Raw genomic sequence first — 15,487 nt, forward strand, 5'->3', positions numbered from 1 at the left:
CTGCTATTCTTCTTCAGTTATATTAGCTTCATCATAGCACATATCTTCTGCTTCTTCTTTTATGTTCTGCAAAGATGCCTTTAAACTTTTTTGCATTTTCATACCGTTTGCCATACCTTTTACAGCCAAATTGTGGAAAGTATCGCTTTTTAATAGAGAAGACACCAATAAACCGCCTGCAAAAGCCCAAAGTTTCTTATTTCTTAGTAAAAACATCATTATAATTACCTCCTAAGTAATTTCAAAAAAATTAATATAACAAAATTATTAATACTTAACTGATACAGATTTTATCCAAAATTTTTAAATATAATCTGCTTTGAAAAAAAATATAATAAATTTACTAAAATATATCAAAACAATATTTCATTAAAAAGCATATTCATTCAATACAAATAATTATTTTTTAATGAAATCAAAATTTAAGTTTTTGATAATCAATTAATAATAATATTATTATAGTCTTTTATAAAAAAATGTCAATACTTTTTTGGAAATTTTAATATTTTTAGATTAGAATGATTTTCTTCTTATTATTATTAATTGATAATAATATTTTTAGTTTTGCTGATTATATAATATTAATAATGTTAGTTAATTAAAAAATTCTATAAATTTATGATAAAATATGTTATAAATTATACTATATAGGTATTAATATAATATAAAAATTTTATAGGAGGTATTATATATGGACAAGTATATTAAAAATTTCCCTTTTGATACGGTTGTCAATTTAGCAGGTCAAGTAGAAGTAAGAGATGGAGAAATAGCAAGCAAGACTCTTGCTCAAAATAACAGCGTAAGCGTTACTCTATTTGCATTTGATAAGGGTGAAGAGATAAGCACGCACGAATCCGACGGGGATGCTATGGTTATCGCTCTCGAAGGTAAAGGTATGTGCATAGTTGACGGAAAAGAGCATATATTAAATGCAGGTGATTCGCTTATAATGCCTTCAAGAAAACCTCACTCCGTACATGCTGTAGAAGCATTTAAAATGATGCTGGTCGTTATATTTCCGAGTGAAAGATAAATATATTTTTATAAGATGATCATGTAATTTGCAATAACTATGCCTGTTTAAAATATTACATTTTATTTAGACAGGTATTTTTTGTATCGAAAAAAATTAATATATGCTCAAATCATTTCGATAATAGAATTTTCCAAACTTTTATAAATATTTTAAATAAATTCAAAAAAGTACTTGATATTATTTATTAATTGTGATATATTTAACTCACAACTAAATAATCCATATTCTTCAGGGAAGGTGAAATTCCTTACCGGCGGTAAAGTCCGCGAACCCTTTTGGGCCGAACTTGTGAAATTCAAGTACCGACAGTACAGTCTGGATGAAAGAAGAAATATTTTTCATTACCCTTGAAGTATTTTTAGGGTTTTTTTATTGCCAAATTTATATTTCAATGGAGGATTATTATTATGGAAAACCAGTCTTTATCAAGAAAAAATCTCAAAACTGCAACAATGGTCAAAGTTTCATTGCTTGGTGCAATATCGTTTGTATTTATGGCACTTGAATTTACAATACCGATTTTTCCGGCATTTCTTAAGTTTGATATAAGCGATATTCCATCACTTATTGCGGGATTTGCATTAGGTCCTATAGCCGGTATAATGGTTCAGTTTATAAAAAATATCATGAATGTTGCAATAATGGGAACTACAACAGGCGGTGTAGGAGAGTTGTCAAACTTCGTAATAGGCAGTTCATTTGTAGCTACCGCCGCACTTATTTACAAACACCACAAAGGTATTAAATCCGCTATAATAGCATGTATATGTGGTACTTTAGTTATGACAATACTCGGCGTATTTTCAAACTATTTTGTAATGTTGCCTTTATACTCTAAATTTATACCTATGGATAAAATAGTTCAAATGGGCTCTGTAGTAAACCCTGCAATAAAAGACACATTTACTCTTGTACTATACGGAATAGTGCCGTTTAATATATTCAAAGGTTTAAGCATATCCGCTCTTACAATGCTTATATATAAGAAAATATCAATTTTACTGAAGAGATAATTTTTATTTAAACCTATTTTTATTTATACTAAAAATCTGTTAAAAGGTCATATTGTTTTAAGAATAACCGTCATATACAAAAAGTTTTATAAAAGTTTTATATATGATATTACAGACTATTATCACCACTAAAAACCGCTCGTATCGAGCGGTTTAATTTTTTTATATGAAAAGTGTAAAAAAAAAGACACCTAATATTTTTTATAATATCAGATGTCTTTAAAATTTATTTTAAAAATTCTTTTGCTCTGTGGCAAGCTACAAAATGTTTTTCTTTTATTTCCTGCATAACAGGCTCTTGTTTTGAACATATATCTATCGCATATGCACATCTGTCTTTTAACCTGCAACAAGGCTTAGGATTAATAGGGCTTGGCACATCGCCTTCCAACACTATTCTTTGTCTTGCTTTTTGTATATCAGGATCAGGTATAGGTATTGCTGATAATAACGCACTTGTATATGGATGAATAGGGTTATCATAAAGCTCATTCGATTCAGCTATTTCTACCATTTTTCCAAGATACATAACACCTACTCTATCAGATATATATCTTACCATTGACAAGTCGTGCGCAATGAAAAGATAAGTAAGTCCAAGTTTATTTTGAAGTTCTTTCAATAAATTGACAACTTGAGCCTGTATAGATACGTCCAATGCGGATATTGGCTCATCACAAACTATAAACTTGGGATTTAATGCGAGTGCTCTTGCTATACCTACTCTTTGTCTCTGTCCGCCTGAAAACTCGTGAGGAAATCTTGATGCGTGTTCTTCTCCAAGTCCGACAAGTTTTAACAGCTCTACTACTTTTTCATGTCTTTCAGTGGCATTTTTACAAATTCCGTGCACATCAAGAGGTTCAGCGACTATATCTTCTACCGGCATTCTCGGATCTAATGACGCATACGGATCTTGAAATATCATCTGCATACTTTTTCTTGTAACAGTCATCTTATCTCTTGACAATTTACAGATATTTTCTCCATTGAATGATACCTCTCCTCCTGTAGGCTCATACAATCTAAGCAATGTTCTTCCACAAGTGGATTTACCACAACCTGATTCTCCCACAAGCCCGAATGTTTCTCCGTCATATATATCAAAACTCACGTCATCAACAGCTTTTAGAGTACCTGCCGATACTTTAAAATATTTTTTTAAATTTTTAACGCTTATAAGTTTTTCCATATCACACCTCTTTATTTGCAAGTTTGTGATTTAGAAAACATCTGCTGAAATGCTCATTGCCGTGATTTGAAAAAAACGGCATATTATTTTCACACACAATCATTGCTTCGCTACATCTATCAAAAAATCCGCATCCCATAGGAGGCTTATACAAATCCGGCGGTGTACCTTGTATTGAATAAAGAGGTTCATCTTTTTTCATATCCGGTCTCGGCACTGATGCCAACAGATTTTTTGTATACGGATGCTTAGGATTATAAAATATATCATTTGTCTTACCTTGCTCTACTATCTGACCTGCATACATAACAACAACATCATCCGCTTTGTCTGCAACTATACCGAGGTCATGCGTTATAAGTATGATGGACATACCCATCTTATCTTGAATATCTTTCATAAGGTCAAGTATCTGTGCCTGAACGGTAACATCAAGCGCTGTGGTAGGCTCATCAGCTATAAGAAGTGACGGATTGCAGGACATAGCAAGAGCAATCATAACTCTTTGTCTCATACCGCCTGAAAATTCGTGCGGATATTGATTTACTCTTTTATCTGCTTGAGGAACAGCAACAAGTTCAAGCATTTCAACAGCCTTTTTATGCGCCTCTTCACTGCTCATCTTCTTATGACGTCTTAGCCCTTCAACTATCTGCTTACCTATTTTCATCGTAGGATTAAGCGAAGTCATCGGATCTTGGAATATCATGGCTATTTTGTTTCCACGATACTCATTCATCTCTTTTTCAGATTTAGGTATTAAATTTTCACCTTCAAATAATATCTCTCCACCTTTATAAAGTACAGGCGGTTGTGGCAATAACTTCATTATAGAGCCTGCCGTTACGGATTTCCCACAACCTGACTCTCCTACTATAGCTAAAGTCTTGCCCTTTTCAACATTAAAACTTATCCCTCTGACCGCTTCAACTTCTCCAAAAAAAGTCTGGAAGGACACCTGTAAATTTTTTACTTCTAATAAATTTGACATAAAATCCTCCTACTTTCTAAGGCGCGGGTCAAGCGAATCTCTAAGACCGTCACCTAATACGTTAAACGAAAACATTATTAATGATATAAATATTGCCGGAATTATAATCTGATAATAATTGCCTATTGCCATACCTGTAAGACCATCATTTACAAGTGTTCCAAGAGATGCCTTAGGTGCTTGCAAACCAAGACCCAAAAATCCGAGTGTAGCCTCCGAAAATATAGCTCTCGGCACTGTCAATGTAACATCTACAAGTATAGGTCCCATTGAATTTGGTATTATATGCTTTCTGAGTATATACCATTTTGATGCACCTATTGATGTGGATGCAAGAGCATATTCACTTTGTTTTAATTGCAACACTTGTCCTCTTACAAGTATCGCAAGAGGTGTCCAACTTGTAAAGCTGAGCGCAAATATTATTACAAAAAAACTGCTTCCTCCAGAAGATGAAAATACGACAGACAATAGTATTACTATTAGAAGATATGGTATAGAATATATTATTTCGGCAATTCTCATCATAAGCATATCCGCTTTGCCGCCTGTTATACCTGCAAAACCTCCATATAATATACCTATTGTAAATGATATGAAAGCTGTCATAGCACCGATAAGCAGAGAATAGCCCGTACCGTACCATATTCTTGTGAATATATCTCTACCCAGTGAATCAGTACCGAACCAAAATGAAGAATTGGGCTTTATATTCATATTGGCATAATCCTGATCAAAATAAGTATAACCTGATATATATCGTCCTACTATAGCCATTATGGCAAGTACTATTATCATAAACAGTCCGAACATGGCAAGCTTATTCATTCTTAATCTTCTGAACACATCCGCCCAATATTTTATGGTAGGACGTGAAATTCTTTCGGCATTCATCTGAGTTCTGTCAATTTTTTGAAACATTTCTCTTGTAAAATTTTGTTCACTGTCATTCATATTTTTAGATACTTCTACCAAAATCATTCACCCCCATCCGCAAGTTTTATTCTCGGATCTATAATCATATATAAAACATCCACTATAAGTATCATAAACACCAATATAGAAGAATAAAATATTGTAGTTCCCATTATCAAAGGATAATCTCTGTTATTTATAGATGTTACGAAAAACATACCAAGTCCCGGAATACCGAATATCTTTTCTATTACAAAGCTACCTACAAGCAAGTTGGTAGCACTTGTTCCAAGTGAAGATATTATAGGCAAGATAGCATTTCTGACAGCATGTTTGAAGATTACCACTTTATTAGCTATACCCTTTGAACGTGCTGTTTTTATATAATCCTGATTCAATACCTCAAGCATTGTAGAACGCATAAGTCTCGCCATATATGCAAGCGTCATCAAAGACAGCGCAAGAGAAGGTAATATTGTATGTTTAAAAGAACCCCAACCGCCTATCGGAAAACCCTTAAAATAAGTAGCTGTTATTTGAATAAACAATGCCCCCAACACGAAACTCGGTACAGATACCCCAATTATAGCAATCACAGTTGCTACATAATCCGCCGCTTTATTTTGATTTATAGCTGCAAATGTCCCAAGAAGTGGACCTAATATCAGCGAAATACATAGCGCTTGAAGTCCCAATCTTGCAGATACAGGAAATCCTCTTTTTATCATCTGATTTACCGTTTCAACATCGGATTTCATAGAACGCCCAAAATCGAATTTAGCCACATTTTTAAGATATATTACATACTGCTCAGATAAAGGTTTATCCAAACCATATTGTTTTACAAGATTCTCATACACTACCTTAGGCATTTTACCGCCTTCCTTTGAAAAAGGATCTCCCGGTACTGCGTGCATGAGAAAAAATGTTATCGTTATTATGGCCCATATCGTCACAATAGCCATAGCAACACGCTTTAATATATATTTCCCCATTTTAAATAACCACCTAAAAGTTTAAACAAAAATGTTAAAAATACTATCAAATTATAAAAATACAAGTAAACTTAATACCCTTTCCTATAAATTCGTAATGAAAATTTATATATGTATTAATTTCTTACACTATCACTGCTTTTCATATTTTCATAATACTTTTAATCATTTTAACTATTTTTTTATCAATAATCCAATTAAAAATTTTTTGTTGTATTAAAGTAAAAGTAGGAGAAATACTCCTACTTTTACACAAAGAAAGTCTGTTTTATATTATAAAATCCTACTTGTTTAAAGTAATTTCAGCATAAGTTAAGTTAGGATAGTTTATAGCTGTCTTGTATATACCTGTAACATTAGGTTTTACAGCATACGGATGAGTATAGAAATAAATTGGAACTATTGCAGCATCTTCAAGTATCATTCTTTCAGCCGCTCTCATGTTATCCATTCTCAATTTTTGATCCGTACTTGCTTGAGCTTCTTTTATAAGTTTATCATATTCAGGGTTGCTGTAGCTAACATAGTTGTTAGGTGCACCTGTAAGCCATAAGTCCATAAATGTCATAGGATCAAGATAGTCTCCTATCCAACCTGATCTTGATATATCATATTCTTTGTTTGTTTCTCTATCTATTTTTACTTTGAATTCAGTATTTTCAAGATTTAAGTTAATACCAAGTTCTTTATTCCACATTTGTTGAATAGCTTCTGCTATTTTTTTGTGGTTTTCGCTTGTATTGTAAAGTATTGTCAAATTAACATCTTCAGGTTTCATATTTTCTTCAGCAAGACCTTCAGCCAAAAGTTTCTTAGCTTCTTCAACATCTGTCTTTACCATATCTTTATTAGCTTCACTGAATTCTTTACCTTCTTCATCATATAGCCCCAAAGGTACTATTGCAGTTGCAGGCACCTGTCCGCCTTTTGTTATGTTTTCAGTTATTACATTTCTATCCAATGCAAGAGATAAAGCTTTTCTAACTTTAACATTGTTTAAAGGTTTTATAGCCGGATTAAGATTGTAGTAGTATAAACCTACGTCTGCACCTACTACCAATTCAGGATTGTTTTCCTGTTTCATTTGAGCTGTAACTTCCAATGGAAGTTCAACTGTCATATTGTATTCACCTGCCACATATTTTTGATATACTGTACTTTGATCTTCAAGTATATCAAGATCTATACCGTCTATTTTAACATTTTCAGCGTCATAGAAGTTAGGATTTTTATCCAAAACTATCTTAGCATTATGTGTCCATTCTTTCAATATGAAAGGTCCGTTAGATACATATGTGCTTGGATCTTTTGCCCAATCAGGATTAGCTTCAACAACAGCTTTTTCAACAGGATATAATGTGTAAAACGCCATTAAACTGTCAAAATACGCTGTCGGTTGTTTTAAAGTCACTTCTAAAGTTTTATCGTCTAAAGCTTTTACTCCTACATCTTCTATCTTACCTTTGCCTTCGTTATACTCCTGTCCGCCTTTTACATAATACAATTGATATGCATAGTCTGATGCTATCGCCGGGTCAAGAACCCTCTTCCAAGCATATTCAAAGTCACTTGCTGTAAGCGGATTGCCATCTGACCATTTTAAACCGTCTTTAAGTGTAATTGTATACACCAAACCATCTTCTGACAAATCTATTTTATCTGCAAGTGCGTTTTCAACTTTACCTTCCGCTGTTACTTTTGTAAGACCTGCGAATAAGTGTTGTAGAGGGAATGATTCATGTGTTCCCTTTGCTTTTGCCGGATCAAGCGAACCCGGTTCAGACATATTACTTGTTACAATCCTGTTTACCTGCGGTGTTGCCACATCTGTCGCAGCAGGAGCATTATCGCCTGTCTTTGTATCGTCTTTCTTCTCTCCTGAACCGCCACATGCTGTCAGTAACATAGTCACTATCAATGACATACTGAGAAATTTCAATCCTTTGCCTTTCAAAATAAACACCTCCAAATTTTATTAAATACTTAATACTTTGCAAACTGAATTTCATATTATGCACAATGCAAAATGCAAACTCGATACGCAAAATCGTGTATATACGATTTTTAATATGCATATCTTATGTAAAAGTATTTTGTATAGTATCCCATTATATATTAATATTATAAAAAAAGCAATAAATAAAAGTGATTTTTTAAAAACTCTTTACATAGAATTCTCAATATAATCTCCATAATTGTCTTTATTTCACAAACATAAGTGTATTTAAATAATAATATTTTTTATTTTCTATTTGTTATATTTTTATTTATAATGTATAATCTAATTATCATATTTTTTCTTAAAATTTTTCAAAAATAATTGATTTCAGTAAGTAAAAATATTTAGAGCTTCCGTTTCATACCTAAAGCGTATACTAAAACTCAATAAAATAATAGAAAAACAGCGTTGTGAATTTAATGAATATAACACAGTTTATAGACTTTTTACTATAAATTATCTATTATTCTATTGTAAATCAGCGTTAAATATGGATAAAATTTTTTATTTAAGGAGATTTAATTTATGAATATAAGGATAGTAGCCGACAGTGCTTGCGACCTTCCAAAAAGTCTTGTAGAAGAAATGAACATAGATATAATGCCGGTTCCTATAACAGACGGCACAACAGATTATAAAGATGGAATAAACATAACACCGGAAGTTATATACAAAAATATGAAAGAAGGTGTAATCTATAAGACTTCTCAAATTCCCCTTGCAGACTATATTGAAAAATACACTTACTATGCCGAAAATAACATACCCATGCTAAGTGTAGTAATGTCATCCGGAATATCCTCATCATCAAAAACTTCTCAGATGGCAATAAATATTGTAAAAGAATTATATCCAAATGCACCTATATACTCCGTAGATTCCAAATGTTGCTCATTAGGACACGGTTTTGCCGCATATATGCTCGCAAAATCCGCAAATTCCGGACATAATATAGACACACTTTTGGAGTTGCTCCACTTTATACAAAACAATATGGTGTCTACAGCATCACTTGACGACTTAAAATATGTGGCACGAGGAGGCAGACTTCCAAATGTGGTAGCAATGATTGCAAACACACTCAACATCAAGCCTTTTCTCAATGCAGATGACGGCAGTTTGCATCTGTCCGATAGGGTAAGAGGCGTTAAGAAAATGTATAAAAAATATGTAGAAATAATAAAAGATAGAGTTGAAACAATAGACTTGAAAAATTCTCAAATATGGATAGAAAAATCGGATGACGAAGAAATGTTACTCACACTTAGAGATACAATCAAAGAAGATTTTGGGCTTACAAACGACAATTTCATCCTCGGCACAATAGGTCCTATAATAGGTGCGCATATAGGTCCCGGTTCAATGTGTATGTTTTTTTTGACAAATCCTATACCTGATATGTATTTTTAAGAAACTGTAATTAAATATACTATATTTATAAACTATTTGTAATCCAATCTTGATAAACTTATTGAAATAATTTATTATAATCAATTCTATGCTGTAATCTTGAAAACAGTATCAAGTATTAGAGTTGCAAAGATATTTCCAAAACTATAAAAGCGTTTAATTTATTAAATTTCTTTTATAGTTTTTTTTGCAGAATTTTATATAACTACATTCTCACTCATATTTTTTATTTTATTTAAAAATTAGGTGAAATTAATTAAACTCTATGGAAATATTTATTATAAAATATTATAATATTTTAGTTTTACAATAAAAGAAGAACACAACTTTCAAAAATGCTCTGTGCATTCGGATATAGAATACAAAAATCAGCCTTTGAATGTATATTGACAAAGGAAAAATGTGAACTTTTGCTAAAAAAAAATAGACAAATTTGTAAAAGAAGAAGACCTTATAAGAATATATAGACTCAATCAAAATGTAAAAATCACAATTTACGGTAAAAAATTAGAAAATGAAAACGAACCGTACTATTTCATCTAAAAACAAGCCGATATAGTAAATACAATTCTTTTAGACATATTTTTATAAAATTTTTCTTCAAAAATACAAAAATTAAAAACTCTCCCGAAAATATACTTTGAAAATATTACAATAACTGCAATAAAAATGTATAGGGTATACAAACACATCTCCTCGTTAGGGGACAAAAACAACAAAAAAACCGCTAACGATTAAGTTAACGGTTTTTTCTTGTACTAATATTTAATTTTTGAATATCATTTTTCTTATCAAGTCTATAGGTATTATTGTAAATGCCATAGCTATTACTACTATCCATTCTTGCGAGTTAAGTCCTGCCGTTCTTAATACACTTCCTCCGAAATATGTGAGTATAACCTGTACTATGGCTATAAATGCCATTATTTTGATAAAACTTTGATTTAAGTGTATGTTGTCAAACAAGTTCATCTTTGATGTTCTTGCATTAAATGCGTTAAACACATTGACAAATATAAACATTGTGAAAAATCCTGTCAAGAAATATATGTCTATATTTTCTCCGGTTCCGTCTCTGAACAGCGCTCTTATAGCAGGAGATTTTAGGAAAAATATTGACATTGCCGCTACATATAATCCTCCCACAGCTATTTCACTTTTCATATTGGAGCTTATTATATTTTCTCGTCTTGATTTCGGCTTTTCTTTCATATATCTTTCTAATGCCGGCTCTCCACCGAACGCCAGTGCTGCCAATGTATCCATAACAAGATTTACCCACAACATCTGTGTCATGGCAAGTGGTAATTCTACTCCTATAAACGGTCCTATAAATGCTATAAGAAGTGCCGCAACGTTGATTGTAAGCTGGAATACTATAAATTTTCTTATGCTGTGGAATATTGTTCTACCATATAGAATTGCCTTTGTGATTGAAAGGAAGTTGTCATCCAATATCACTATATCTCCAGCTTCTTTTGCAACTTCAGTACCGCTACCCATCGCAAAACCTACGTCTGCTTTTTTAAGCGCCGGACTGTCATTTACTCCGTCACCTGTCATACCTACGACCAAATCCATCTCCTGTGCTATTTTTACAAGCCTTGACTTATCAGTAGGTAACGCTCTTGCAATTACTCTTATATTAGGAAGTATTTTCTTGATTTCATCATCTGACATAACATTCAAATCATCTGATGTTATGGCTATGTCGCTGTCGTTTTTGATAAGTCCTGCATCTTTTGCTATCGCCTGTGCAGTTTCTTTTCTGTCGCCTGTTATCATTACTACTTGTATTCCTGCGTCCATAGCCTCTTTTATAGCATATACGGACTCTTGTCTTAAATCGTCCCTTATTCCGAATACTCCTACAAGCGTCATATCTTTTGAGTCAAAATTCATATCATCTATGGCTGAATTTGTAGTGGCAACTCCCAAAAGTCTTATGGATTTTGCAGATAACTCGTTCATCATCTCTATTAACTGCTCTTTTTTAGTAAACTCTACTATGTTGCCGTTTTCGTCATAACAGGTATTGCAATAATCTACTATTCTTTCTCCTGCACCTTTTATTAGTGTGATGTCCATATCTCCTTTTATTTGTGTGGCAGAGAATTTTTTGTCACTGCTGAACGGCATAGTATCTACAGTTTCAAAATTTTCAAATTTTTTGTCGGATTTTGCAACAAATCTTAATAATGCTTTTTCTGTTGAATTTCCTCCCAATACTTCTATATTATTGCCACTTTTCTTGATTATTGCATTGGTATTTTTTTTGAGTGATAAGTCTAAATACTCTGACAATTTTTTCGGTAATTCTTCAAATGATTTATATTCATTTTTATCTCCGTCTATAAATAAAACTGCCTCCAAAATACCCTTTGTTATTGTACCTGTCTTGTCTGAAAATAGCAAATTCAAACTTCCGGCTGTTTCTATACCTATAAGTTTTCTCACCAATATGTTGTCTTTAAGCATTTTTTTCATATTTAATGAAAGCACCATAGCTATCATCATCGGCAAGCCTTCAGGTACTGCAACGACTATTATTATTACTGCCAATATTATAGCTGTTACGATATCATTAGCCAAAGTGCCGAGATCTGTAAAATATGCACTTATAAGTGCCATATCAAAATTGTTATGGATAAATATTTTATTTATCATATATGACGCAAATATTAAGCCTGCAAATAAATATCCAGCTTTACTTATAAAATCGGCAAGATTTGACAATTTCAACTTTAAAGGAGACGGTCTGTCATCCGCTTTCATCTCTTGTGCAAGCGAACCGTATACAGTGTTATCTCCAACAGATGTTATAACTGCAACTCCTTCTCCTGAAAGTACGGTTGTACCTCTATATATATTGTATGGAGAGGACAAGTCTGTTGAATTGCTCAATGCAGTTTGCTCGTCTGTCGGCAATTTTTCAACTTCAATACTTTCTCCTGTAAGCGATGCCTGATCCGCTTTTATATCTCCGCTTATAAGATAACCGTCCGCCGGCACTTTATCTCCGGGTTGTAATAAAACATATTCTCCTTTTACTATATCGTCTATCAATATAGATGTTATTTCGTCATTTCTAAAAACTTTGCTGTTTATCTTAGAGGCTTCTTCTTGCAATTTTTGGAATGATTCTTCATTTGAATATTCGGACCATGTAGATATGAACGTCGCAAGTGCAACAGCAACCGCTATTCCAAGTGCCTCATACCAGTGTCCTTTACCCATAAAATAAAATACTACATTAAGCACAAGTGCAAATATAAGTATTCTTATTATAGGATCTTTCAAATTTTCCTTCAACTTGTCCATAAAGGATTCTGTTTCCACAGGTGTCAGAGCATTAGAACCATTTTCTTTCCTTGATTTTTCTATCTGCTCGTCATTTAAACCTTTAAAATCATATTTCATAATTTTTCCTCACATTTTTAAATATTGGTATAAATATTTTTAAATTATACCCCTATTACTTACATAAAACGCAATAATTTTTATTTTTTGATATAAATTTTTATCATAATACTATTATCTTATCAAATAGACATAAAACAAAATAAAACAGCTATTTTTAAGCAAATATATGCCTTGTAATAGCCGTTTTTATATAAACTGTGAATTTATTTAATTATACAAATATCCGTTTTTCAAAAATATCGGTATTAAATATATTTTCTAACCAAATCTGATAGAGAGGCATCTCTTGTTCCTTCGCCTATTGCTGCAAATTTCCACTCTCCGTTGTATCTGTATATTTCTCCGGCAATTAATGCTGTCTTTTCGTTGTAATTGTCGGATAAATTATATTTCAAAAACTCTTTTCCGTTTGACTTATCTACTATTCTGATAAAAGCATTTTGTATCATACCGAAATGTTGTTTTCTCTTTATACAGTCGTAAATATTGACAACGAACACAAGTTTTTTTATTCTTTGAGGTACTTCATTCAATTTTACTATTATCTGCTCATCATCGCCGTCTCCGTCACCTGTAAGATTGTCTCCTGTATGATTTATACCTTCACCCTTCAAGTTGCCGAAATATATAAGATCTTCTTTTCTTATGAATCTGTCCCCATCTTCAAGCATTATTACAGACGCATCGCAGTCTATTTGTGGTGCAGAACCACCAAACAAACCTCCGAATAAGCCTTTGTTCTCTCTTACAGGATCCCATCCCAACCCTACAACTATATTTGAAAAATTGGGATTATCTTTGGTTAAATCTACTTTTTGTCCTTTTTGCAAATTTATAGACATATTGACATACTCCTTAAAAAATTTATTGACAATAATTATAATTTGAATGTTATTTAATAAAATATGAGTATATTTTATCAATTTTCTGTTCAAAAATTATTTATAACATTGTATATAAAATATAAAAAAATATAATACTATACAAACAGTCAAATTTAAAGAGCAAGTCAACTATTTGTATAGTAATTTAATCAGATTATTTTGCAGGAATGAATTGTCTTATCCAGCCTGCAAAACCTTTAGGATTTCGAGTTTGAATAAGTATATTTCCAGGACCTCTAAACCTACAAACAAGCATCTCTCCTGAAGTAAAACTTGATATCCAGCCTGAAGCAGCTTTTTCTATTTTATATTCCATATGATCAGGCCATGCAACAAGGTGGTTGTTGTCTATTACTATTTCTTGTCCCGCTTCAAGGTTTATGCTATGTATTGAACCGTAAGAACTCAAGAACACTGTACCTTTTCCTGAAACATTAAGAATGAAAAAGCCTTCTCCGGAGAACAAGCCCTTTGAAAGATTTTGCATCTTAGTGTCAACTTCTATGCCTTGTGTTCCTGCCAAAAATCCGTCTTTTTGAACTCTTAATGAATAAGTTCCGTCAAGCTCAACATCTATTACGTCTCCAAGTAAAGACGGCGCCAACAAAACTTCTCCGTCTCCTCTTTTAGCAGTCAGTCTTTGGAAGAAAAATTTTTCTCCCGCCAACATTCTTGTAAAACCTTTTAATACTCCGCCTTCCATACTTCCTTCTACATCAACAGTTGAAGACATAGAAACCATAGCATCTGATTCAGCTTTTATCATCTCACCTTGATTAAGAATGGCTCTTATTAAAGGAAATGCACCCTTATATAATATTTCATATTTCATAGCTATACTCCTTTTCTATTCTATACTTCTAAACCGAAATTTTTGCAAAGTGCTGCAAGCCCGCCTTGAAAACCGCTACCTATCGCACTGAACTTCCATTCTCCCTGATATCTGTATAATTCTCCTACAACTACTGCAGTTTCTATAGAAAAATCTTCACCTAAATCGTATCTTATAAGCTCTTCGTTGTTTTCTTCATTGAATACTCTTATGAAAGAATTGGATACCTGACCGAAATTTTGTGCTCTTTGCTCAGCCTCATGGATAGTAACTGTAAATGCTATTTTCATTACATCTGCAGGAACTTTAGTAAGCTCTATTCTTATTTGTTCATCATCACCTTCACCTTCACCTGTTCTATTATCACCAAGGTGTTGTACAGCTCCGGAAGGATCAGCCAAATTGTTGTAAAATATAAAATCTGTCTCTCTTCTTACTTTTCCACTACTGTCTTGTAAAAATGCAGACGCATCAAGGTCAAAATCGCTTCCTCCATCATATTTGTTGGTGTCCCAACCGAGACCTACAACAACAGTTGACAATCCCGGATTGCCTTTTGTCAAATCCACTTTTTGACCTTTTGATAAACTTATAGCCATTTTAAATTCCCCCAATCTAATTTATGTATATAAAAAGTTTAAAAATATATTTTAAATTTTTAAACTCATTTTGAACATTTTTACTTATTTATAATATCATATATTTTTTAAAATTCCCTTAAATTTATATTACATATTATATCAAATATTTTATATAATTTAAATTGATACATATAAAAAAAACAAAAAAAACTT

The 15,487-nt window shown here is 32.4% G+C and carries 14 protein-coding genes and 1 riboswitch; of the genes, 4 read left to right on the top strand and 10 right to left on the bottom strand.

Going from position 1 to position 15,487, the window contains the following annotated elements; genetic code table 11:
- Positions 1–3 precede the first annotated feature (3 nt).
- Positions 4–219, bottom strand: a complete 216-nt coding sequence (locus HMPREF9629_RS01360) for a hypothetical protein (protein WP_009524515.1) — start codon at positions 217–219, stop codon at positions 4–6.
- Between the two features lie 472 nt (positions 220–691).
- Between HMPREF9629_RS01360 and HMPREF9629_RS01365 the strand changes: the two genes are divergently transcribed.
- Both HMPREF9629_RS01365 and HMPREF9629_RS01370 read left to right on the top strand, forming a co-directional pair.
- Positions 692–1,036, top strand: coding sequence for a cupin domain-containing protein (locus tag HMPREF9629_RS01365; protein ID WP_009524516.1), 345 nt, complete (start codon positions 692–694; stop codon positions 1,034–1,036).
- 223 nt (positions 1,037–1,259) lie between these two features.
- A riboswitch (FMN riboswitch) is annotated at positions 1,260–1,374 on the top strand.
- A gap of 72 nt (positions 1,375–1,446) precedes the next feature.
- Positions 1,447–2,052, top strand: a complete 606-nt coding sequence (locus HMPREF9629_RS01370) for an ECF transporter S component (protein ID WP_009524517.1) — start codon at positions 1,447–1,449, stop codon at positions 2,050–2,052.
- 226 nt (positions 2,053–2,278) lie between these two features.
- Here the strand turns inward: HMPREF9629_RS01370 and HMPREF9629_RS01375 are convergent, their stop codons facing one another.
- The 5 genes from HMPREF9629_RS01375 to HMPREF9629_RS01395 all read right to left on the bottom strand — a co-directional run bounded on the left by HMPREF9629_RS01375 (position 2,279) and on the right by HMPREF9629_RS01395 (position 8,099).
- Positions 2,279–3,244 carry an ABC transporter ATP-binding protein gene (locus HMPREF9629_RS01375; protein WP_009524518.1) on the bottom strand — a complete coding sequence of 322 codons (966 nt, stop codon included), beginning with the start codon at positions 3,242–3,244 and terminating at the stop codon, positions 2,279–2,281.
- Position 3,245: 1 nt separating this feature from the next.
- Complete coding sequence (locus HMPREF9629_RS01380; RefSeq protein WP_009524519.1) at positions 3,246–4,235, bottom strand: ABC transporter ATP-binding protein; 990 nt, start codon at positions 4,233–4,235, stop codon at positions 3,246–3,248.
- A 9-nt stretch (positions 4,236–4,244) separates the two neighbouring features.
- The gene (locus HMPREF9629_RS01385) at positions 4,245–5,216 is read right to left on the bottom strand and encodes an ABC transporter permease (protein WP_009524520.1); all 972 of its coding nucleotides are present in this window, start codon (positions 5,214–5,216) and stop codon (positions 4,245–4,247) included.
- Positions 5,213–6,145: an ABC transporter permease gene (locus HMPREF9629_RS01390; protein WP_009524521.1), complete on the bottom strand. Its 933-nt coding sequence runs from the start codon at positions 6,143–6,145 to the stop codon at positions 5,213–5,215. The genes HMPREF9629_RS01385 and HMPREF9629_RS01390 overlap by 4 nt, the downstream gene beginning before the upstream one ends.
- A gap of 283 nt (positions 6,146–6,428) precedes the next feature.
- Positions 6,429–8,099 carry a peptide ABC transporter substrate-binding protein gene (locus HMPREF9629_RS01395; RefSeq protein WP_009524522.1) on the bottom strand — a complete coding sequence of 557 codons (1,671 nt, stop codon included), beginning with the start codon at positions 8,097–8,099 and terminating at the stop codon, positions 6,429–6,431.
- Positions 8,100–8,669: 570 nt separating this feature from the next.
- On the opposite strand from HMPREF9629_RS01395, the gene HMPREF9629_RS01400 reads away from it, so the two are divergent.
- Both HMPREF9629_RS01400 and HMPREF9629_RS12640 read left to right on the top strand, forming a co-directional pair.
- Positions 8,670–9,554: a DegV family protein gene (locus tag HMPREF9629_RS01400; protein ID WP_009524523.1), complete on the top strand. Its 885-nt coding sequence runs from the start codon at positions 8,670–8,672 to the stop codon at positions 9,552–9,554.
- 335 nt (positions 9,555–9,889) lie between these two features.
- Positions 9,890–10,021, top strand: a complete 132-nt coding sequence (locus tag HMPREF9629_RS12640; RefSeq protein WP_242821991.1) for a CRISPR-associated endonuclease Cas2 — start codon at positions 9,890–9,892, stop codon at positions 10,019–10,021.
- A 298-nt stretch (positions 10,022–10,319) separates the two neighbouring features.
- Here the strand turns inward: HMPREF9629_RS12640 and HMPREF9629_RS01405 are convergent, their stop codons facing one another.
- The 4 genes from HMPREF9629_RS01405 to HMPREF9629_RS01420 all read right to left on the bottom strand — a co-directional run bounded on the left by HMPREF9629_RS01405 (position 10,320) and on the right by HMPREF9629_RS01420 (position 15,292).
- Complete coding sequence (locus tag HMPREF9629_RS01405; RefSeq protein WP_009524524.1) at positions 10,320–12,974, bottom strand: calcium-translocating P-type ATPase, PMCA-type; 2,655 nt, start codon at positions 12,972–12,974, stop codon at positions 10,320–10,322.
- 248 nt (positions 12,975–13,222) lie between these two features.
- Positions 13,223–13,819, bottom strand: coding sequence for a TerD family protein (locus HMPREF9629_RS01410; protein ID WP_009524525.1), 597 nt, complete (start codon positions 13,817–13,819; stop codon positions 13,223–13,225).
- 196 nt (positions 13,820–14,015) lie between these two features.
- On the bottom strand, positions 14,016–14,693 hold the full coding sequence (locus HMPREF9629_RS01415) for a TIGR00266 family protein (protein WP_009524526.1): 678 nt from the start codon (positions 14,691–14,693) through the stop codon (positions 14,016–14,018).
- Positions 14,694–14,713: 20 nt separating this feature from the next.
- Positions 14,714–15,292: a TerD family protein gene (locus HMPREF9629_RS01420; protein WP_009524527.1), complete on the bottom strand. Its 579-nt coding sequence runs from the start codon at positions 15,290–15,292 to the stop codon at positions 14,714–14,716.
- Positions 15,293–15,487: the final 195 nt, after the last annotated feature.

Origin of the sequence: Peptoanaerobacter stomatis, from assembly GCF_000238115.1 — a bacterium.
GTDB lineage: Bacteria > Bacillota > Clostridia > Peptostreptococcales > Filifactoraceae > Peptoanaerobacter > Peptoanaerobacter stomatis.